Source organism: Dactylosporangium sp. NPDC050588, assembly GCF_040654975.1.
Classification (GTDB): Bacteria; Actinomycetota; Actinomycetes; order Mycobacteriales; family Micromonosporaceae; genus Dactylosporangium; species Dactylosporangium maewongense.
Genome location: NZ_JBFAJA010000142.1, coordinates 1 through 21,116, shown reverse-complemented (window position 1 = coordinate 21,116; position 21,116 = coordinate 1). Strand labels below are relative to the sequence as shown.

Below are 21,116 nucleotides of genomic sequence, written 5' to 3'. Positions count from 1 at the left end.
CCCACTGGCCGATGGCGCCGCTGGTGCCGGTCCACGAGGTGGCGCCGGACTCGAAGCCGGGGTTGAGCAGCTTCTGGCCGCTGCACGTGCCGCCGCCGCCACCGGTGACCGTCCAGCCGAACGACGCCGTGCCGCTCGCGCCCGTGGTGTCCGTCGCCGTGACCGTCGACGTGGTGGTCTGGGCGGTCGTCGGGGTGCCGGAGATGAGGCCGGTGCTGGAGTTGATGGTGAGACCCGCGGGCAGGCCGGTCGCCGAGTAGGTCAGCGTCTGGCCCGAACCGGACGACGAGGCCGAGATCTGCAACGACTTCGCCGTGCCGACCGTCGCGGTCTGCGCGCCCGGGTTGGTGACGGTGACCGTGTTGCCGGTGCCGGCGGGCTTGGTGAGCAGGCAGCCGGCGATCGTCAGGTCGATGGCCCGCGACGAGTTGAGGCAGGTGGTGAACCAGTAGGTCTGCTCACCGTAGCTCTGGCCCTGCACGACCGTGACGTTGCCGTTCGCGTCGACCTCGCACGGGTTGTTCAGCGTGCAGCGGGCGCCGTCGTCGTTACCGGTGTTGTTGATGCCGATGACGGTGTTGTTCGCCGACGACACGATCGGCGAGCCGGACGTGCCGTGCGTGGTCTGGCAGCCCGTGTTGTAGCGGATCGAGTCGTGCCAGGTCCACTGGTCCTCGCGCAGCGTCGGCACGAAGCCGTTGATGGTGCAGGTCCAGACCTGCTTCCAGTAGCTGGACGGGATCGTCATCGCCGCGCCGTCGGCCGGGTGGGTGCCGGCGATCGTCAGGGCGGTGGTGTTGAAGCTGGTCTTGATCTGCGCGAACGTCTGGGTCAGCTGGTACAGCGCGACGTCCGTGTTCGTCATCGTCGCGTAGATCAGCTTGTCGGCGCGCACGGTGCCCAGCGAGTTGCCGGTGTTGCCCAGCAGTGTGCCGGTGCGCGAGCTGGTCCGGTTCTGCAGCACGACGCCGGCGTTGATGAAGCCGCCCTCGTAGCAGTGCCCGTTGGTGAGCAGCATCGCCCGGTCGCTGTCGACCGACGTGGGGTACCGGACCAGAGCACCGGAGCAGTTGTTCAGGGCGATCGTCGCCGTCAGGCCGGTGACCTGGACCGCCTGGGCGGGTGCCGGCCCGGCGACGACGCTCGCGGCGACGGCGAGCATGGCCGCGCCGATCGCGATGACCCGTCTTGTGCGCATGGGTGGGTGGTCCCTTCGGGTTGGGGGGAACGCAGCGGGCGCCCGCGGGATACCGCGAACACTTCGCCGACCGTCGATGTGGTGATGGCACCATCACATCGACGAGCATGCAGGTCAACGGCGCGGACCCTTTGCGTACCCCCACCGTTCCCGTCATGCTGCGCTGCATGAGTGCGCTGTTGTTCATCGGTGGCCGGGTGTTCGGCGCCGGTCCTGCTTCCGCTGTCGCGGTCCGTGACGGGCGGATCGTCGCCGTTGGGGACCGCGCCTCCGCTTTATCCGAATTGTCCGGCACTGCGTTCGACGTCGTCGACCTGGACGGCCGCGCGCTCGTCCCCGGTCTGCAGGACGCCCACATCCACCCCGTCTCCGGCGCCCTGGAGCGGCTGCGCTGCGACCTCACGCCGTGGCACACGAAGGCCGAGTACCTGGCCGCCGTCGCCGCGTACCCGGGCTCCGGCTGGATCACCGGCGGCGGCTGGTCGATGGCCGCGTTCCCCGGCGGCCTGCCGCACCGCGACGACCTGGACGCCGTCGCCCCCGACCGGCCCGTCTTCCTGCCCAACCGCGACCACCACTCGGCGTGGGTCAACAGCCGCGCGCTGTCCCTGGCGGGCATCTCCAGCGTCACGGCGGATCCTCCGGACGGCCGGATCGAGCGGGACGCCGCCGGCGAGCCGACCGGGGTGCTGCACGAGGGCGCCATGGACCTGGTCACCGGCCTGCTGCCGGCCGACACCGCCGAGGACTACGACCGCGCGCTCGCCGAGGCCCAGCGGTACCTGTTCAGCCTCGGCGTCACCGGCTGGCAGGACGCGATCGTCGGCGCGTATGCCGGCGCCCGCGACCAGTTCGACACCTACCTGTCCGCGGATGCCGCCGGTGTACTGCGCGCCCGCGTCACCGGTGCGCTGTGGTGGGACCGCGCGGGCGACGAGTCGCAGATCGCCTTCTTCGAGTCCCGCCGCGCCGCCGCCGGGCACGGCCGTTTCCGCGCCACCGCCGTGAAGATCATGCAGGACGGCGTGGCGGAGAACTTCACCGCCGCGATGATGGACCCGTACGTCGGCCAGGGCGCCCACTGCGGCCACTCCAACGTCGACCCCGCCCGCCTGGCCTTCTTCGTGCGGCAACTGGCCGCCGCGGGCTTCGCGGTCCACTTCCACGCCATCGGCGACCGCGCGGTCCGCGAATGCCTCGACGCCGTCGCCGCCGCTCGTGCCGCGGGCTTCACGGCGCCTCGGCACCACCTGGCGCACCTTCAGGTCGTGCACCCTTCCGACGTACCGCGGTTCGCCGCCCTGGACGTCACCGCCAACATCCAGGCCCTCTGGGCCACCCATCACGAGCAGAACGACACCCTCTGCGTCCCGTTCTTCGGCCCCGAACGCTCGGGTTGGCAGTACCCGTTCGGCTCGATCGCCCGCGCCGGCGGCCGCCTCGCCGCCGGCAGCGACTGGCCCGTGACGACCCCGAACCCGTGGTGGGCCATCCACGTCGCCGTCCACCGCACCGAACCCCCGGTCTCCGCCGAGGCCGACTGGCCGACGTCCCAGGTCCCGATGCTCCCGCGCGAGGCGCTGACCCTGGAGCAGGCCCTGACCGCGTACACCCTCGGCTCGGCGTACGTGAACGGCACCGACGACGTCACCGGCTCCATCGAGGTCGGCAAGGCCGCCGACCTGGTCGTCCTGGACCGCGACCCCTTCGAACCCGGCGCCAAGCTCTACGACACCGCCGTCGACCTCGTCTTCATCGACGGCCAGGTGGTTCACGAACGCTGAACGTCGAGCCTGACCGGCCGCCCGTCGAGCGTCACCGCGGCGTCGGTGAAGACGACGGCAGGCGTGCCGAGGTCTGCCAGCTGCCGGGCGGCAAGGGACGGCTCATCCTGCGTCGAATCCCTGGCCAGCACGAGGTGGAAGCCGAGATCGTGGGCTTGGGGCAGGAACGGCAACACCGGTTCCATCGGCCCGACCGCATCGGGACCGACCTCGCCGGTGACGACCCACATCTCCGCCCCGGTCCACCAGGTCCGCATCAGCAGATCCTGAGCCGAAACGGTCCGACTCGGTTGGCGGCTGCGGAGTATGTCGCGGAGGTCCAGCACGTCGGCAGCGCCGCCGCGGAACAGGTAGCCGTCGGCCCAGTCGGCGATCACGGCCAGGAACCGCTCGACGACGGCGCCGGTTCCTTCGATGATCAGATGGGGATTCTGGGCGAAGTCGAGCACTGCCGCACTGCCGTCGTCCTCGTACACGCCGATGCGCAACCGCAGATCCGGCTCGACACGCGGCGCCCACTCGCCGGACCAGGCATCTGCCAGCTCGCCGACATAGGCATGATGGTTGCCGCCGACCTCTCGAATCGGTGCCGCCAGCTGGACCCGCCTACGGCCGTCGGTCTGGCCGTGGCCCGGGCGGCTCAGCTGGATCCGGCGGGCGTCGTCCACGGAGAACCGTGACGTCGTGGGGTCCTCCAACGACAGCTCGACCAGGGTGTCCATGCTGGCGAGGTCCGATCGGTATCCGTCCCACTCCGGGCAGGTCGTCACGAGGCGGACGTGATCGCCGAGGAAGAGCAGGTCGCGGATCTCCGGACAGTGGCGCATGACCCTGCGCCAGTTGTCGACGACCACCACGACCGGCGGGCCTTCGCCGGCCGGGCGGCGCTTGAGGAAGGCCACCAGCCGGCGCAGTCCCCGGTCGTCGTCGCGGTGGAAGACGCCGCCGACGAACGGCAGGCCGGCAATGGTGTTGAGGCCGCCACCGAGGCAGTACACATGACAGGGCTCGCCCCGGCGGGCCAGGGCGAGCACCACGGTCTGCAAGGCGGTCGTGGTGCCGCTGCCGCGTTCGCCGACGATCGCGACGTGTCCGGACAGGTCGACCGTCAGCGGCGCCTGGCGGTGCTCCCGCGGCAGGTCGACCAGGCCGATCGTGACGCCGTCGGCCGGCAGGTCACCGAGCGCGACCACCTCGGGCAGCGGGGGCAGCCAGATCTGGTGGCCGCCGTCTCCGAAGCCCCGCATCCGCGGGACGACGGTGGTGGGGAACGGCCTGGCGCGGAACCGGTGGACCCGGCCGTCGCGCCTGGTCAGCAACCAGCCGTGGCCGGGCTCGGCGGGCAGGTCGGACGCGTCCGGATTGCCGATGACGAGAGTGGACTCGGCGGGCGTGACCGTGCGCAGCGCGATCCGGAACGTCAGGTGTGCGTCCAGCCCGCGCAGCGGCCCCTCGCGCAGGCGCTCCGTGCTCAGGATCAGGTGGATGCCGAGCGACCGGCCGACCCTGCAGATGCTGAGCAGCGTGTTGATGACGGCCGGCTGCGCGGCGTGCAGCTCGCTGAAGTTGTCGACGATGACGAACAGCCGAGGCTGCCGCCCGGTGGAAGGATCCTGCCGGCGGTCTATCTCGCCGCGGACGGCCTCCTCGAACCGCTGGACGAGTGACGGTTGGTCACCGGTGCCGAGGACGAGCCCGGCGAGGTGGGGAAGTGCCTCGAGCCCGGAGAATCCGTCGCCGCCGTGGAGGTCGACCGGGAGGATCCTGACCACCGCTGGGCTGTTGGTGACGGCGAGACCGAGCATCAGCGTCCGGATGAGCTCCTTCCTGCCGGAGCCGGCCGCGCCGACGATGATTCCGTGGGGGCCTGTGCCACCGTCATTCTGGTCGCGCAGGTTCAGGAGCACCGCGCGCGCGTCCGCGTTGGTGCCGATCGGCACGGTGAGCCCTCCGGGCGTGTCCCAGGCCTGCACCGGGTCGAAGTGCGAGAGATCGATTCCGTACAAGGCCGCGAACGGTTCGGCCGTGTAGCTGACTTCGGTCCAGTCCGCGGGTGGCCGGAACTGATCGAGGGCGAACCGGCGCGGCGGCCGGCCGGCGACGAGCAGTTCGGCGGTGCCGGGGTCGGTGGTCAGGACGATCACCGGGACGGCGAGGGACGTCAGCCTCGACACGACCGGGTCACTTCCGTAGGACGCGGCGAAGACGACGAGGTGCAGGCGCGGGTCGCGGATGTCGGGGAGGAGGTCTCGCAGGGCGGTCAGGTCGCCGTCGGTGATCACCCACAGGTCGGGGCCACCGGTCGCCCGTCGCAGCTCGCCGGCCACGCGTTCCGCCTGCTCCGGGCCGACGATCTCGCCGGTGACCTGCCGTTCGACCGCCCGGCGGAGGGTCAGGCGGTCCTCAGGCCCGCCGCCGATGACGAGGAGGTGCGGGTCGGCGGTGAAGTCGACGGCGAACTCCGTGCCGTCGTCGAACGTGCCGAGCCGGACCCGTCGGGAAGACTCCGCGACGCGGGTGGCGGCGAGTTCGCGGACGAAGGCCTCGTGCGAGCCGCCGAGTTCGCCGATGGGCAGGGCGATCTGCAGGCGCAGCCCATCGCCGGTCAGGGCGCGGCCGGGCTCGTCGCGCCAGAGCTGCCGGGCGTCGCGGGCGGAGATCTCGGAGGTCTCCGGTTCGTCGAGGCGGAGCTCGATCACCGTGCCGAAGTCGGCGAGGTCGGCCTCGTCGAACCGGTTCCAGCGCTCGTCGGTCGCCACGATCACCGTCTGGCGATCACGCAGCAGTTCACCGAGATCGGGATACCGCTGACGGACGCTGTTCCAGCCGTCGACGACCAGCACCGTGTCGGGCGACGGGTGGCGCCGCAGCGCCGCGATCGTCGTCGGCACCAGGTCGTCCCACGGTTCGAAGACGTCGACGACGACGGGCAGGTCGATCAGGGACCCGAGCGCCCCGCCGATGCAGAACACGCGGTACGAGCGCATCGTCCGGGTCAAGGCGGTGACCACCGTCAGAAGAGCGGTCGTCTTTCCCGACCGGCGCCCGCCGATGATGGCGACGTGGCCCCACCCGCCGGACAGGTCGATGGTGAACGGTGTGCGGCGGTGCTCGCGGGGGACGTCGACCTCGCCGATGACGACGCCGTCGGCCGGGAGGTCGCCGAGGGCGAGCTGCTTCGGCAGGGGCGGGAGCCAGACCTGGTGCACCGGGCCACCCCGGCCGTCCATGGCCCGCACAAGGACGTCCAGCAACGTGTCGGACGGAGGGCGGCCGAACGGGTCGAGGACGTCGTCCCAGGACGGCGGTGGCGGAGGGTACGTGCCGGAGACGTAGGTGGCGCGGAAGCGGTGCAGGTCGGTTGCGTTCGTCCGCAGGAAGCCGTGGCCGGCGCCGGACGGGAGCGCGGACGCGTCCGGGGTGCCGATGACGTCCTGCGACTGGGAGGCGGAGGACGTGCGCAAGCTGATCCGGAGCCCGAGGTGTGGGTCGAGGCCGTGCAGCTGGCCTGGCAGGTGCCGCTGGCTGGCCAGGAGCAGGTGGATCCCGAGGGCGGCGCCGATCTCGCCGATCGTGGCCAATGTCGCCATGAGGGACGGATCGGTGGCGAGCAGCGCGTCGAACTCGTCGATCACGACGAGGAGCCGCGGGCGGGGCCGGTCGGCCGGCTGCTGCCGGCGGCTGATCTCGCCGGCGAGGACCTCGTTGCACCGGTCGACGAGGGACAGCTCGTCCCCCAGACGCATGGCGAGACCAGCGAGATGTGGCAGGCGCCCGAGCGCGGCGAAGGTGGCCTCGCTGCGGAAGTCGATCGGCAGGATGTTGAGCTCGTCAGGGCTGTGCGTGACGGCGAGCCCCATGATCAGGGTTCGCAGGAGCTCCGACTTGCCGGATCCGGTCGCGCCGACGATGAGCCCGTGCGGGCCGGCGCCACCCTCGGACCGGTCACGCAGGTCGAGCAGGACCGGGCGGCCGTCCGGGCCGGTGCCGATCGGCACCGTGAGATCGCCCGGTCGTGCCCACGCGGCGACGGGGTCGAAGGTCGGCGGGTCGATGCTGTACAGCTGGGGGAACGACGCGTCCTGGTAGCTGCCGGCGGACTCCTCGACCATCGGGCGGCGGGGCGGGGGAGGCACGAGGCGCTTCACCGTGTCGAGGATGTCGGATGCGAAGTCGCGCAGCGTGGGCGGTTCGTAGCGGGTGATCTGCTCGAGCCGTAACGCGATGGACCGGACGTCGGCGCCTGGCAGCAGGGCCAGCTCGCCGAGCTGAGCGAGGGCCACTGCCCGTCGCTGCTGCGAGCTCGTGTCCGTCGCCGAGAGCGCCGCCGCGGTCCGCTCTTGCAGGGAGGTGCGGGGGCGCAGCCGGCCGGTCATGGCGATGAACCACTCGCGAGTCAGGGCGGGGCCGCCGGCGGAGGTGCGGTTCGCGGCGAGCCAGTCGGCGGCGCGGGCGGGGTCGACCAGGTTCAGGGCGGTGAGGCGCTGGGCGTGTTCGAGTTCGGGCTGGGTGTGCCAGGTCGGGTGCTGGTCGGTGTACTGCTCCAGCAGCACCGCGACGCGCGCCGGTCGTTCGGGGCCGAAACGGGCCACGAGGGAGGCGAGCAGCGCGTCGCGCAGGGTGGGGTCGATCTCGTACAGGTCCTCGCCGACCTCGCGGAACACGGGCGACAGCAGCAGGGCGGCCTCGGCCTCGAACGGCAGGACGGCCGGCGGGTCGAGGAAGAAGTTGATGCGCAGCAGGTGCAGCAGGCCCGCGTCGACGGCGACCGGGACCGCCGCGTGGCAGGCCAGCTCCAGCGCGCCCGCGGGCAGGCGGGACCGGGCCGCGGCGAGGCCGGCCGCGACGGGGGAGGAGCGCACCCACGAGCCGGCGGTCACAGCGGCCTCGGCACGGGGAACGGGCGGCCGCGCAGCACGTCGACCGCCTGGTACATGCCGGCGCGGGTCAGCGGGAACATCGGCACGTGCCGGGCGACCTGCTCGGCGGTGCTGCGCCGCCAGCGGGCCGCCGGGACCGGGTTCAGCCAGGTGAGGGCGCCCGCGGCGGACCGCAGCGCCTTGCCGAGCGCGACCGTGTCGAGCAGCCGGGCGGGGCTCAGCGTGCCGCGGGCAGCGCCGGCGTCGCTGATGACGGCGGCGCCGGTGGTCGCGGTGACCGTGTCGAGCACCTCGCGCAGGGGGAGCGGCGAGGTCAGCGCGGGATCGCCGTACACGGTGCCGTCCAGCAGCGGCTCGACGGACGGCAGGACCGCGTCGAGCGACGGGTCGAACGGGTCCGGCACGGCGGACAGCAGTGCGGGATCCGCCGCGCCGGCCGTGTTGTGGAAGTAGACGACGGTGAGCGCGCTGAGCCGGCCGGCGCGCCGGACCGCCTGCTCGACGTGCTCGACGTACCGGTGGAACGGGGCCATCGAGCCCTGCCGGTCCACCAGCAGCAACAGCCGGGTCGTGTTGCGGCGGGCCGGCACCAGGACCGGGGGCACGGGCACGCCGAGGCGCGCCGAGCGGCGCAGGGTCTCGTCGACGTCGAGCTCGACGGGTGGGCCGTGCCGGGTCGGGCGGCGCAGCCCGCGCCACACCTGGACGATCTCGCGTTCGGTCAGCGGGTACTGCGGGGTCAGCACCAGCGTCGTGTCGATCCGCCCGGTGCCGGGAGGAGCCGCGGGAAGGTCCCGGTTCGGTGCGGCGACCGGCGGAGGCGACGACGGGGCGCCGACCGGCTCGGCGGCCGCGCCATCCGCGACGGACGGGGCGGCGGCGGTGAGCGACGATGCCGCCTCAAGAACGACGGCGGGCGCCGCCAGAGTCCACTGTGGAGCGTCGATCCGGGCGAACGCCGCCCGCACCATGTCCGCCTCCGCCGCGGTCTTCGCCCACAGCGTCACGCACAGCTCCGTCAGCGCGGCGCCGGACGTCCAGCCGAACCCGGCGGCGAGGGCGCGGCGCAGCGCGTCGCAGTCGTCGACGCCGAGCGGCAGGCCCCGCCGGCGCAGCTGGTCGATGAGCGCGTGGACGAACGGCGGCACGGCTCAGCGCTCCAGCCGCAGCGCATCCGAGTGCTGCTTGACGAGGGCGCCGGCGAAGGGCAGCCGGCCGTGACCGGGGCGCGCGCCGACGGCCTGCAGGTAGCTGACCCAGTCGAGCAGCTCACTGAGGCCGGGCTTCTTGGCCAGGTCCAGGGCCCGCAGCCGCAGCAGCGTGTCGATCGCTTCCGCGCGCAGCTGGACGTCGCCGATGCCGTGCAGGGTCAGGATCGCGTCGAGCTCGGCGGCGGCGTCGGGGAACCGCACGTGGTGGAACACGCACCGGCGCAGGAACGCGGCCGGCAGCGCCTTCTCCTCGTTGTTGGTGACGACGATGACGGGCCGCAGGTCGGGCCGGTCGGCGGGCACCGCGTGCCGCTCGCCGTGCGCCTCGGGCACGTCGAACGCCAGCTGGTCCAGCTCGCGCAGCAGATCGTTGGGGAAGTCGATGTCGGCCTTGTCGATCTCGTCGATGAGCACCATCGACCGGCGGCCGTGCCCGGCGCGCACGATCGCCCGGCCGAGCGGCCCGAGCCGCACGTAGTCACGCTCGTCCGGGGCCGAACGACCGAGGCGGCGGCCGACGCCGCGGCCGAGTTGGGTGTCGTACAGGCGGCGCACCGCGTCGTACACGTACAGCAGGTCCTGACCCCGGCTGGTCGACTTGATGTACGCCTCTTCCAGCGGCAGCGACAGGGCAAACGAGACGGCGTGCGCGAGACGGGTCTTGCCCGCACCCGGGTCGCCCTGCAGCAGCAGCGGCCGGCCGAGCGCGATCGCGACGTTCACCGCCTCCTCCAGCTCGGCGGAGGCGCGGTACGGCTCCCGCTGCCGCGACTCGAACCGCGGCTGGGGACCGGACGAACCGGCGGCCTCGATGTCACGCCGGTCCGGCAGCTCCGCGAGCCGGTCGAAGCGCAGCGACGTGTCGACGCTGTGGCGGGTGAGCATCAGGCCTCCTGGTCTTCGAGGTCTTCGAGGTAGCCGCGCAGCTCGTCCGGCTGGAACCGGACGCGGTCGATGCACTCGGCGAGCTCCTCGTACGTGTACCGCACGTCGAGGTCCTCGCCGATCCGGGCGACGATGTCGCTCGTCCACGCCGCCGCCAGGGGCCGCGGCCAGCGTTTGTACACGGTCACGTGGGCCGCCCACCGCTCGACGTCGCGGTGCGCGAACCGCGGCCGGGGCAGCGCGGTCACCCCGTCCGGGAACCCGCCGTCGGGCACGCCGAGCAGGAACAGCATGCACCAGCGTTTCGGCTGCCCGTACGCCTCCCGTACCCGCCGGGTGAGCTCGGCGACGTCGGCGGCCGGTGTGCCCCGTACCGATACCGGACAGATCACGTTGCGTGCCCGGAGCACGCCCGTGTATCGCGTGACCGCCCGCACCGCGGTGTCGACGGAGTGCAGCTCGGCGCTCAGATCCAGCCAGTGCTGCCGGGCGATCTCGCCCACGTACTGCCGCAGCCACGCGCACAGGTTCTCCACCACGGCCTGCTCGCCGGCGTCGACACCGAACGCGAGGAACCGCCCGCCGGCCGCGGCCATCGCCTCGAGGATCTCGGTCTTGAGCAGGTCGAGGTCGAAGTACGCCGTGTCCAGCAGCTGGTGTACGGGCAGCGCCCGGTCCGACCGGCCGACCGCCACGCCGAGCCGGAACCTGCGCACGATGTGCGCGACGGGCACCGCGTACAGCACGTTCGCGGCCCGCCCGCCCTCGACCCGCTCCCGCACCTGCTCGACCAGCACGCCGACGACCGCCCCGTCGACGGTCACCGCGCTGCCGGAGTACCCGCGGTAGTCGTGCAGCGCCTCCGCCACGTGCAGCTGCAGCACGGTCATCTCGTCGCCGCCCTGGTTGACGATGAGGTGGTCGGTGGCGGTCACCGTGCCCGTGAGCTGCGCGTCGTGGCCCCGCGGCCGGGCCGTCACCCGCCAGTCGGCGCGCAGCACGGCGTGCGTCAGCGCGGGCACGATCGCCAGCGATTCCGCGACCCGCAGCGTCGCGACGTCGAGCGTCGGCTCCGCCTGGACCGCCTCGACCGGGAGCCGTACACCGGCCGCCGTGACGAACTCGAGGTCCTCGGCGGGCCGGTCCCGCACCACGTGCGCCGCCGTGGCGACGATCCGGTCCGTCAGGACGAACCCGCTGCCCAGATCCCTGCCACCGGCGACGATGCGCCCGTCGATCATCCGGTCTGGCCGCCGGCCGCGTCCGCCTGCTCCGCCGGGGGCTTGCGCCGCAGCGTGACGGTCACCTCGAACGTCGCACCGGTCGTGGCCCGCGACACGACGACACCGGCCTCGGCGGTGAGCGTCACGCCGAACTTCGCCTGCAGCTCCGCGACCTCCCAGCCGGACAGGTCGGGCGTGACGTTCGCGGCGACCGCCCGCACCCCGGCGACGACCGCCGACTGCACGTCGCCGAGCCGGTCCCGCAGCCGCTCGACGGCGTTGTCGCCCCACGAGATCTCCCGCCCGCCGCCGACCTCGACCACCTGCACCACAACACCGTCAGCCACCACCGCGTCGCTCATGGCCACACCGTACCCGGGCATGCATGACGCTCACTATCGGCGCTCCGGCCGCCCGGATCGCACCGTTCAGCGCCCGGCCGGGCGGTTCGGTGTGCGGTCGTGCTTCAGCCGCGCCGGAGCGCGCCGGCGAGGGTCGGGATCGCGTAGGCGAGCAGTGCCAGGCCGGTCCCGGCGCCCGCCACCAGTCCCGCCTCCACGGCGGTGGTGAGGCCGGTGACCAGTGCGGCGGCCGCGACGGCGCAGACGGCCGCGCCGAGCACCCGCAGGCGCGGGTCGCGAAGCACCGGCACCAGCGGGAAGAAGTGCGCCCCGACCACCGCCGACACCAGCACCGGGATGTACTCCCGCGGCCCGGCGACGGCCAGCAGCCACGCCCCGAGCCCGGCCGCGGCGAACTCGGCGACCACGATCAGCAGATACCGCCGGTCCGCGGCCCGGTCCCGCTCCACCGCCGGCTCCCGCCTGGCCCGGCCGAGCACGGCCATGCCGCCGACCGCCGTGGCCAGACCCGCCACACTGCCGATCACCAGCAGCGTCCGCAGCAACCCGTCGGACTTCGGCACGCTGAACCAGACCGTCGCGAACACGCCGAGGTACAGCCCGGTGAGCCCCGCCTGCTTCAGCGAACGCCCCTCCACCATCGACGGCACCACAACAAACACCCCTTCCGGACGACGGCGACGCGGCGAACATGACGACCGCGGCCGGCCCAAAGGTTGCTCCGATGATCAACCGATGTGCAAATCGGCGCCCGTCGTCAGGTGCGTGTCCGGAACGGGGCCAGGGTGGCACGGATGTGGCCGGCCGCGCCCCAGTCGTCGTCGAACTGGGCCAGCACGGCGAGGTGCTGCCGCAGCTGGATGATCGGCATCCGGTCCGGCCAGCCGGCGTCGAGCGCGGTCAGCTCCGCGTACACCTCGAAGAACCGCCGCGCCTCGGGCGGGGGAGCGGTGGACCACACGTGGGCGAGGTCGACCTCGGCCCACGTGTACGACACGGCCGGGTCGATCACCGCGGGCCGCCCGTCCGGGGTGGCCATGACGTTCTGCGCCCACAGGTCGCCGTGCGTCAGGCAGGCGGGCCGGTCCGGCAGCAGCTCCGGCAGCCGGTCGCAGAGCCGCTCCAGCGCCACCCGGTCCGCGGGTCCGAGCGCCGCGTCGACCCGCGGCTCCCCGAGCCACCGCAGCAGCCGGTGCTGCGCGAAGAACGCGAAACCGTCGTCGTCCCAGGCGTTGCGCTGCCGCCGGCGGCCCAGCCAGTTGTCGCGGTGCCAGCCGAAGCGGGCCTGGGTCGTGCCCGTGTGCAGCCCGGCGAGCGCGTGCGCGAACCGCTCCCAGAACGCCTCGCCGCCCGGCCTCGGCGCCAGCACCGACAGCACGAGCAACTCCCGGCCCGCCAGGACCACGTCGGGCGTCGCCAGGCCGCCGAGCTCCCGCAGCGCGGCCAGCCCCTCGGCCTCGGTCTCGAACACGTCGTCGCCCGGCGCGTCGGCGAAGGCCTTCACGAACACCGGCGGACCGTCCCGGCGGGTCGCGATGCCCGCGAGCGCCGCGAGCCCGCCGCCGGCCGGCTCCACGGCGTCGACGTCCCGCAGTCCGGCCCGGTGCAGCCCCTCCAGCAGCAATGTCGCCGGCGCGGTCATGCGCGTGCCTCCTGTGCCCGCGACGAAGCCGCCGGCCGCTGGTTGGAATTCATTTGATCATCATGCTCGGTCGAGGCGCGCCGGAGAAGGCCGAAGGTCAGGGACTGCGCGAGCCGGCTGACCATTGCAGCAGCGGAGAACGCCCAGCCCACGGCGGCGGTCGCTACGATCGCTGGCATGGATGCACCGAAGGCGACGCTCGCCGATCAGGTCGACGCGCTGCTCGCGGCCCTGGACGGGCAGGATCTCGACGGCTTCAACGCCGCGATGCCGGGCATCGCGGGTGCCGTGCCCGGCGCCACCCCCGACGAGGTGCAGGCCGCGCTCGTGCGCATCGGGCCGTACCTCGGCCGCCTGCCGTTCTTCATCGGCGGCGACCTGGCGCCGCTGGTCGGCGCCATGGCGGGCCTCGGCACCGACCCCGGCGTGGTCGTGCCGGCGCTCGTCGACCGGGCCGCGGCGGCGATGGAGGCGGCGGCGCGGTTCGCCGGGCTGCACCGGGCCGCGTTCGGGGAGCCGCCCTCGCCCGGCGCGGACGACGAGATCGACGCGACGCTGGAGCGCTTCACCGGTCCGGGCGGCGGACACGGCCTCGACGAGCGCGAGGCGGCGGTGCTCGTCCAGGCGTGGTTCTGCGCCGACGATCTGGTGCAGCCCGTGGTGTACCTGTGTCAGCGCGCCGGCGTACGGGCGACGCTCCCGCAGCGGGACCGGCTCACGGCGGCGGTCGAGGGCGTCGCCGAGACGCACGGCGCACCGTCCTGGCTGGGCGGCCTCCTGCGGGTGCTCGACGACGAGCCGCTGCTGGTCCTGGACCGAGGCTTCGCCGGCACGGGCCGCGGGTTCCGCGTGACGATCGGCGGGATCGGCGACAACTTCCAGCTGCACACGCTGCTCGCCGCGGCTCTGATCGGCGACCCCGCCCAGGGCCTGCTCCCGGGCCGGCCGCCGACGGCGGTGGAGGTGGCTGCCGCCGGCACCGGCGAGGACCTGCAGCCCGCCGGCGGCCTGCGCGGCAACTGGAACCTCGCCGACGCCCACGGCGAGTGGATCTGGAACGAGGGCACGCCCGCCGACATCCCGCACCTCGACGGGGTACGGGTGGTCGTGCTCGACCCCGAGCCGTACCCGCGCAGCTGGAACACCGGACGCCAGTACCCGCTGATGACGCCGCTGCTGCGGGTCGACGGCACGCTCCCGCCGGAAGAGGCGGCGGCGTGGCTGAGCCGCGTGAAGCCGGCCCCCGGACTGGGAGGTCGCCGCGATGGCTGACACGACGGTCGCCGAGGTGCTGGCCGAGCTGGCGGCGCTCGAGGACCCGAAGGCGCGCGCCGTGAACGAGAAGCACGGCGACGACCACGGTGTGAACCTCGGCAAGCTGCGGGCGGTCGCCAAGCGGCTCAAGACACAACAGGACCTCGCGGTCCAGTTGTGGGGCACCGGCGACACGGCGGCCCGCCTGCTGGCGCTGCTGATCTGCCGGCCGAAGGCGTTCACCGGCGACGAACTCGACGCGATGCTGCGCGACGCCCGGGCACCCAAGGTGCACGACTGGCTCGTCGGCTACGTGGTGAAGAAGCACCCGGCCGTCGAGACGCTACGGGTGGCCTGGCTGGCGGACGAGGACCCGGTCGTCGCGAGCGGCGGCTGGGCGCTGACCACCGACCGGGTCGCGAAGCGGCCCGCCGGCCTCGACCTCGCCGCGCTGCTCGACACGATCGAGGCGCACATGAAGGACGCCCCGGACCGGCTGCAGTGGGCGATGAACCACTGCCTCGCCCAGATCGGCATCGAGCACCCCGACCACCGCGCCCGCGCCGTCGCGATCGGCGAGCGCCTGCAGGTCCTCAAGGACTACCCGACGCCGCCCAACTGCACGTCCCCGTTCGCGCCGGTGTGGATCGCCGAGATGGTCCGCCGGCAAGGGTAGAGCCGCGGTCGGTCAGGTGCGGGCGTCGGCGGCGGCGAGGGCGGCGCGCATCGCCTCCCGGTCCTCGGGGAGCCAGGGGCCGGAGCCCGCCAGGGGGATCTCGGTCATGAAGCGCCGCTCGGACTCCGGGATGAGGGCGGCGACCCGGTCCGGGTCGCCGGCCGCGGTCGCGTACAGGTTCGGGCCGTCGGCGTAGTACGGGTCGACCAGGACGAGCCGTCCGTCGGCGGCGCGCATGACGTTGGCCGGGTTGGTGTCCAGCGGCCCGCACCACGGCAGGGCCGCGCACGCCCGGTCGTGGACCTGGCGCACGACGTCGACGAGCGCGGCGACGTCAGGTGTACGGGCGGCGATGGCGCGGTGGAAGGCGGCGGCCTCGTCCCCGCCGACGGGCCGCAGCCATTCGAGCACCTGCAGGTCGCCGCCGCCGGCGAGGCGACGATGCGCGAACAGCACCGGGACCTGCCGGGTGTGGGCCGCCTCCCGGTACAGCGCCGCGGCGTACGGTCCTGTCGGGTCGAACGGGCTGATCCGCGCGACGACCCCGCCGTCCGGCGAGCGGAGCGCGACCGCCCAGTCACCCGTGCCGCACCAGGCCCACCCGTCCGCGAGCAGCACCCGCTCCACGTCCCGATGATCGGCGTCGGTCCCCAGCGACGCGAGCACTTCCCCCGTCATTCCCCGAGGATAGACCCGTAGCACTACGCCATGATCGAACCTGCCGCCGGCGGTGTGGTCGTGCCGGCGGGGTGCGCCGGGATGGAGCTGGCACCGGCGCACTCCCCGCCGAGCCGTAGCGCTCAGGCGCTCAGGCGGCGGGCGATCGCGGGCACGACGATCGCTGCGGCGACTAGGTGCGTCAGCATCAGCAGCACCTTCGTCGCGGTGGCGGCGTCGGCGGTCACGTCCGGCACGAGCGACAGCACGGTGAGCGCCACGGTGGTGCGCACGAACGCGCGCCGCGGCCGCCGGGCCTTGTACGACAGGACGACCGCGAGCGCCAGCCCGATCAGCGAGAAGAACGCCGTCAGCATCGCGAACCCGGACACGGGGATCGGCGCGCCGCCGACGTCCAGGCTGATCCCGGCCGCGTTCCCGGCCGCCGCGACGACGGTCGTGGCGCCGCTGGCCAGCGCGATGGCGACGAGCCCGGTGCCGACGAGCGAGCCGGTCGTCGAGGTGCGGGTGGTGGTGACGGTCGCGGACATGATGACCTCCGATGTCGGGTCGGCCGGCGCGGGTGCCGGTTCCTACTCAGAGGTCGGACGGGACGCCGCCGGATCGACAGGTCCGCCGGGGAAGTTCAGGCGGGCTGCCGGTACCAGCGGCGGTGGACCAACGGCTCGACCGTGAGCACGCCGGCCACGGCGAGGACGGCGCAGGCGGCTGCCGGTGCGTTCGGCGCCGTCCAGGCGGCCGTGGCGCCCGCGGCGACGGTCACCCACGGGCGCAGCAGGGTCAGCGGGCCGAGGCCGAGCAGGATGAGGAACGTCGCCGGTCGGCGGGGCAGGACCGCGTAGCCGGCGAGCGTGACGAGGACGACGGCGGCGAACGGGCCGATGATCCACAGCATGGCGGATCCGGTCCGGGCGAGCTCGGCGTACCGGGTGCCCGGATCCGGCGCGGTGACCAACACGGCCCCGAGCACGACGGTCAGCCCGCCGAGCACGGCGGCGCCGGCGACCAGCCCGCGCCGCATCGCCGTGCGGTAGAAGGCGCGCTTGCGGATGCGGCCGTTGCGTCCGGTCGCGGCGCGAAACCCGGCGAGCGCGGCGTCCACCAGCGCGATCGCGACGAGCACCGCGGCTACCACGCCCGGCGCTCCGGTCCACCCGCCGCGCGCAGCGCCGTGAGCACGTCGTCGCGCTGCACCGGTAGCCGCGCACCGGTCGCCGGGTCGTGCCGGACGATCAGGTCGGAGATTTCCAAGATCGGCACCAGCGCACTGTAGCGGCTGGTCGAGGTCAGGGGGCGTACAGCCGTCCGCGGCGGCGGGGAGGTACGGTCGTGCACCGGTGCGTTCCTGGGGAGGCGTGATGGCGGCGGGCGAGCCGGTGGTGGTCGAGGGGCTGGTCCGTGCGGAGCCGACCGGGATGGCGATGGCGTGGGAGGACGGGGAGCGGGAGCGGTGGTGGGCGCGGGCGGCGGCGCTGGAGCACGGCCGGGAGCAGGACGACTGGGCCGCGGCGGTGGCGGGCGCCGACCAGCTGTCTGACCTGACCCCGGCGCAGCAGTCGTGGCTGCTGGTCCGCGGGCCTGAGTCGTCCGCGCGGGCGCTGCTGGGCAAGTCGCTGGCGCTGCTGCATCACCGGCAGCAGATCGACGTGGACCGGGTCGCGGTGGCGCGGTTCGAGCTGGACGCGTGGCCGCTGGTGCTGCGCGACGTGAGTACGAACGCGGACCGGCTCGGCTTCCTGGTGCTGCCGTTCCGGGGGCCGGAGGTGGCCTCGCTGGTCGCCGGGTGGCTGCGGCATCTCGGCTCGGCGCGGTTGTGGGCGCGGATGTGGCTGGAGCGGCACCCCCGGTCGGCGGCGGCGGTGTTGGCGCCGGCCGCGGCCGGCCGCCCGGGCAGGCCCCGCCAGCAGGCCGAGGACGCGCTGCGGCACCTGGCCGCGACAGGCCACGAAGGCATCGTGGTCGAGGCCGTCGAGCGGTGCGGCACGGGCACGGTCACCGCGCTGTACGACGTGGCAACGGGCGCGGCGCCGCCGGCCCGGAAGGTGCGGGCGTGGTCGCTGCCGGAGATCCGGTTGGCCGGTGGCGAAGCCATGCCGCAGGAGGACGTCAAGCGTCTCCTGGGGGCGCTGACCTGGTCGCGGCTCGAGGCGGCACCCGAACCCGCACCGGGCGACCCGGCGCCGGACGGTGGCGCGGTGCCGCTGGCCGTGGAGTCGGCGGAGGCGCCGCAGCCGTTCGTACACCCCGCGGAACCGGAAGCGGAGAAGCTCATCGCCGACTGTGACCGCGGCAGCCTCGCCGCCTTCGGGCGGGCGCTGCTGGACGCCTGGCTGGCCGACGGCATGCAGGCGGCGGACGCGTGGGTGGTGCTGGCGCAGGCCCACGTCGGCGACGACACCACGATGGACGTGCTCGCGCCGCTGGTGCGGTCGTGGCCGCCGCGCAGCCGCTACGCGCGCGCCATCGACGGGCTGGCGGTGCTGGCGACCGTGGGCACCGACGTGTCGCTGCGGCACCTGCTCGCGATCGAGGAGAACATGTCGGGCGGGCCGACGAACGACCGCGCCACCGCGTACCTCACGCAGGCGGCGGCACGGCGCGGGCTGTCCGTGACGCAGCTGGCCGACCGCCTCGCCGTCACCCACGGCCTCGACAGCGGCGTCACGTTCGACTACGGGCCGCGCGCGTTCACCGTGGTCGCCGACGAGCACCTGACGGCGTTCGCGGTCGACGAGAGCGGCAAGCGGCTGGCGCGGCCGCCCAAGCCGGGCACCAAGGACACCAACCCCGAGGCGTACCAGCAGTTCCTGCAGTACAAGAAGGACCTGCGGGCCACCGCGGCGGCGCACACCGCGCGCCTGCAGCGCGACATGCTCGCCCGCCGCCTCCGCCCGGCCCGGCACGTGCGGGAGGTGCTGCTGCCGCACCCGATCCTCGGGCCGCTCGCCCGCCGGCTGCTGTGGGGCGAGCACGACACCGCCGGCCGGCTGGTGCGGGCGCTGCGGGTCGCGGAGGACGGCAGCTTCGCCGACATCGACGACGCGACCGCGACGACCGACGGCATGCTCGGCATCGTGCACCCCGCGGACCTGGGCGGCGACCTGAAACGCTGGGCGCGGGTCGTCGCGGACTACGAGCTGCTGCCGCCGTTTCCGCAGCTGGGCCGGCCCGTGGTGGTGCTGACCGGGGCGCAGCGCGCCGCGACGAGCATGACCGGCCTCCGCCCCGTGCCGACCGAGCGGATCGTGGCGCTGCTGGACCGCGGCGGCTGGCAGGGCAACGGGCTGTCGCAGCGCCCGCACACCCAGCTGGCCCGTGCTCTGCCCGGCGGCCTCGCCCTGGTCGCCGAGATCTCGCCGGGCGTCCCCACGTACAGCATGAACAACCCGGACGAGCAGCAGATCACCGAACTGTGGGTGGACGACGCCTGGTCGAACCATCTCCAGCTGGCCCGCCGCATCCCGCTGGGCGCCTGCGACCCGGCCGCCCTGTCGGAGCTGCTCGTGACCCTGCACCAGGCGCCCTGACGGCCGGGTTCACGCAGGCCGGGAGCGGTCAGAGCCAGCGCCGCACGCGGGACTGGTAGTCGGTGTAGGTCTGGCCGAAGCGTTCGGTGAGGTACCGCTCCTCGGGCCGGATGACCAGCAGACGCACGGCGAGCAGCACCAGCGGTAGCAGGACGAGGGGCCACCAGGAGCCGAACAGCAGCGCCAGGCCCAGGTAGACGACGGCCAGGCCGGTGTACATCGGGTTGCGGGACAGCCGGTAGGCGCCGCCGGTGACCAGCGTGGACACCGGGTGGTGCGGCACGATCGTGGTGCGGTGGCGGACGACAGCGGCCACGCCGGCCGCGGCCAGCGCCAGCCCGGGCACGGCGACGGCGACGCCGACGGCGGGGTGCACGCCGAGCGGCGCCGTGACGGCGCTGTCGATCGCCATGCCGCCCGCCAGCCCCGCGGCGTAGTACGCCGGCGGCGGGATGAAGATGACCCGGGCGCCCTGCGCGGGGGATGCGGACATCGGACGACTCCTTCGGTAGAGTGAAGCTCTAACGAATAGAGGACTACACTCGCCCGATGGCCGTCAAGCGGCGTTACGAGTCGGCTCACCGACAGGAGCAGGCGAAGCAGACCCGCGGGGCGATCCTGCGGGCCGCCGCGGTCCTGTTCGTCGAGCCGGGCTATGCGGCCACGCCGCTGACCGCCGTCGCGGCCGAGGCGGGGGTCGCGATCCAGACCGTCTACAAGGTGTTCGGCAGCAAACAGGCGCTGCTGTCCGCGCTGGTCGACGTGAGCGTGGCGGGCGACGACGAACCCGTGGCACTGCCCGACCGGCAGTTCGTCGCCGACATCCAGGCGCTGCCCGACGCTCGGGCCAAGCTCGAGCGCTACGCCCGGCACCTCGCCGAGACCCACGCCCGGACGGCGCAGGTGATGCTCGCCCTCGCCGCCGCGGCGACGGCCGACGCCGAGGCCGCGGCGATCTGGCGTAAGAACGCCGACGACCGCCGCGCCGGCATGGGCATGTTCGCCGCCGAGCTGGCCTCGACCGGGCAGCTGCGGCCGGAGCACACCGCCGGCACGGCGGCCGACGTGCTGTGGCTCGCCATGGACGTGCGCAACTACGACTGGCTCGTCCGCCAGCGGGGGTGGCCACCGGAGCGCTTCCAGCGCTGGTACGTCGACACCGTCGCCGGGGCCCTGCTCGTCCCGCCGGCGACCCGCTGAACGCGCGAGGCATGCAGCGGGCCGCGCCGGAACGGGAACCGGCGCGGCCCTGGAACCTCAGCGGCAGGTGGCGCCGTTGAGGGTGAATCCGCTCGGGGCGCCCGTGTTGCCGGTGTGGTTGGCCTGGAAGCCGATCGTCGTCGAGGCGCCCGGCGCGAGGGAGCCGTTGTAGCTGACGTTGGTCGCGGTGACCTGGCCGCTGTTCGGCGAGTACGTCGCGCTCCAGCCGGACGTGATCGTCTGCCCGGCAGCGAGGTTGAACCGCAGCGACCAGCCGTTGATGGGCGTCGTGCCCGTATTGGTGATGGTGATGTTGTCGGTCAGCCCGGTGTTCCAGGCGTTCAAGGAGTTCGTCACCTGGCACGCGGAGGTGCCGCCGCCCGGCGGCGGGCTCGACGTGCCCTGCGAGGGCCGCGGCGACGTGGTGGTCGGGCCGGGGCCGGGGCCCTCGCTGACCGTGATGCTGGAGCTGCCGCTGCTCTGGTAGCCCTCGGTGGCGAGGATCTGGTAGTCGTGCTGGCCGAGGTTCAGCCCGAGGCTCGCCCAGGCGTTGAAGTGGTTGGCGGTGGTGATGGTGCCGCCGGTCCGCTTCTGCT

The 21,116-nt window shown here is 73.7% G+C and carries 19 protein-coding genes; 5 read left to right on the top strand and 14 right to left on the bottom strand.

All coding sequences use genetic code 11. The features are described from left to right. A partial coding sequence (locus AB0I21_RS54330; protein WP_360573450.1) for a putative Ig domain-containing protein occupies positions 1–1,198 on the bottom strand: 1,198 nt, incomplete at its 3' end. A gap of 167 nt (positions 1,199–1,365) precedes the next feature. Here AB0I21_RS54330 and AB0I21_RS54325 point away from each other — a divergent pair. Then, positions 1,366–2,982, top strand: a complete 1,617-nt coding sequence (locus AB0I21_RS54325) for an amidohydrolase (RefSeq protein ID WP_360573448.1) — start codon at positions 1,366–1,368, stop codon at positions 2,980–2,982. Here AB0I21_RS54325 and AB0I21_RS54320 read toward each other — a convergent pair. The 7 genes from AB0I21_RS54320 to AB0I21_RS54290 form a co-directional block, all read right to left on the bottom strand. Next, entirely contained in the window at positions 2,970–7,862 is a 4,893-nt protein-coding gene (locus AB0I21_RS54320) for an FtsK/SpoIIIE domain-containing protein (protein ID WP_360573446.1), read from the bottom strand. The genes AB0I21_RS54325 and AB0I21_RS54320 overlap by 13 nt on opposite strands. Further along, the gene (locus tag AB0I21_RS54315) at positions 7,859–9,010 is read right to left on the bottom strand and encodes a VWA domain-containing protein (RefSeq protein WP_360573444.1); all 1,152 of its coding nucleotides are present in this window, start codon (positions 9,008–9,010) and stop codon (positions 7,859–7,861) included. The genes AB0I21_RS54320 and AB0I21_RS54315 overlap by 4 nt, the downstream gene beginning before the upstream one ends. A 3-nt stretch (positions 9,011–9,013) precedes the next feature. Further along, positions 9,014–9,958 carry a MoxR family ATPase gene (locus AB0I21_RS54310; protein ID WP_360573442.1) on the bottom strand — a complete coding sequence of 315 codons (945 nt, stop codon included), beginning with the start codon at positions 9,956–9,958 and terminating at the stop codon, positions 9,014–9,016. Continuing rightward, positions 9,958–11,199 (bottom strand): serine protease, encoded by a 1,242-nt coding sequence (locus AB0I21_RS54305; RefSeq protein WP_360573440.1) that lies wholly within the window; start codon positions 11,197–11,199, stop codon positions 9,958–9,960. The genes AB0I21_RS54310 and AB0I21_RS54305 overlap by 1 nt, the downstream gene beginning before the upstream one ends. Beyond that, entirely contained in the window at positions 11,196–11,543 is a 348-nt protein-coding gene (locus AB0I21_RS54300; protein ID WP_354890355.1) for a CU044_2847 family protein, read from the bottom strand. Before AB0I21_RS54300 ends, AB0I21_RS54305 begins: the two co-directional genes overlap by 4 nt. A 104-nt stretch (positions 11,544–11,647) precedes the next feature. Beyond that, positions 11,648–12,184 carry a hypothetical protein gene (locus AB0I21_RS54295; RefSeq protein ID WP_360573438.1) on the bottom strand — a complete coding sequence of 179 codons (537 nt, stop codon included), beginning with the start codon at positions 12,182–12,184 and terminating at the stop codon, positions 11,648–11,650. 116 nt (positions 12,185–12,300) lie between these two features. After that, on the bottom strand, positions 12,301–13,185 hold the full coding sequence (locus AB0I21_RS54290; RefSeq protein ID WP_360573436.1) for a fructosamine kinase family protein: 885 nt from the start codon (positions 13,183–13,185) through the stop codon (positions 12,301–12,303). Between the two features lie 177 nt (positions 13,186–13,362). Here AB0I21_RS54290 and AB0I21_RS54285 point away from each other — a divergent pair, with 177 nt between their 5' ends. After that, complete coding sequence (locus AB0I21_RS54285) at positions 13,363–14,457, top strand: hypothetical protein (protein ID WP_360573434.1); 1,095 nt, start codon at positions 13,363–13,365, stop codon at positions 14,455–14,457. Then, positions 14,450–15,115: a DNA alkylation repair protein gene (locus tag AB0I21_RS54280; protein WP_360573432.1), complete on the top strand. Its 666-nt coding sequence runs from the start codon at positions 14,450–14,452 to the stop codon at positions 15,113–15,115. The genes AB0I21_RS54285 and AB0I21_RS54280 overlap by 8 nt, the downstream gene beginning before the upstream one ends. A gap of 12 nt (positions 15,116–15,127) precedes the next feature. Here the strand turns inward: AB0I21_RS54280 and AB0I21_RS54275 are convergent, their stop codons facing one another. The 4 genes from AB0I21_RS54275 to AB0I21_RS54260 form a co-directional block, all read right to left on the bottom strand. Then, complete coding sequence (locus tag AB0I21_RS54275; RefSeq protein WP_360573430.1) at positions 15,128–15,793, bottom strand: hypothetical protein; 666 nt, start codon at positions 15,791–15,793, stop codon at positions 15,128–15,130. Between the two features lie 122 nt (positions 15,794–15,915). Continuing rightward, positions 15,916–16,323, bottom strand: a complete 408-nt coding sequence (locus tag AB0I21_RS54270) for a DUF6069 family protein (protein WP_360573428.1) — start codon at positions 16,321–16,323, stop codon at positions 15,916–15,918. 95 nt (positions 16,324–16,418) lie between these two features. Then, on the bottom strand, positions 16,419–16,928 hold the full coding sequence (locus AB0I21_RS54265) for an oxidoreductase (RefSeq protein ID WP_360573426.1): 510 nt from the start codon (positions 16,926–16,928) through the stop codon (positions 16,419–16,421). Further along, a complete protein-coding gene (locus tag AB0I21_RS54260; RefSeq protein ID WP_360573424.1) occupies positions 16,922–17,053 on the bottom strand; it encodes a hypothetical protein in 132 nt (43 codons plus the stop codon). Before AB0I21_RS54260 ends, AB0I21_RS54265 begins: the two co-directional genes overlap by 7 nt. Before the next feature lie 77 nt (positions 17,054–17,130). Between AB0I21_RS54260 and AB0I21_RS54255 the strand changes: the two genes are divergently transcribed. After that, entirely contained in the window at positions 17,131–19,320 is a 2,190-nt protein-coding gene (locus tag AB0I21_RS54255) for a DUF4132 domain-containing protein (RefSeq protein ID WP_360573422.1), read from the top strand. A 28-nt stretch (positions 19,321–19,348) separates the two neighbouring features. Here AB0I21_RS54255 and AB0I21_RS54250 read toward each other — a convergent pair whose 3' ends face one another. Further along, on the bottom strand, positions 19,349–19,813 hold the full coding sequence (locus AB0I21_RS54250; RefSeq protein WP_360573420.1) for an isoprenylcysteine carboxylmethyltransferase family protein: 465 nt from the start codon (positions 19,811–19,813) through the stop codon (positions 19,349–19,351). Between the two features lie 56 nt (positions 19,814–19,869). Between AB0I21_RS54250 and AB0I21_RS54245 the strand changes: the two genes are divergently transcribed. Further along, a complete protein-coding gene (locus tag AB0I21_RS54245; RefSeq protein WP_360573418.1) occupies positions 19,870–20,520 on the top strand; it encodes a helix-turn-helix domain-containing protein in 651 nt (216 codons plus the stop codon). A gap of 57 nt (positions 20,521–20,577) precedes the next feature. Here AB0I21_RS54245 and AB0I21_RS54240 read toward each other — a convergent pair. Further along, on the bottom strand, positions 20,578–21,116 hold a 539-nt coding region (locus AB0I21_RS54240; protein ID WP_360573416.1), incomplete at its 5' end, for a cellulose binding domain-containing protein.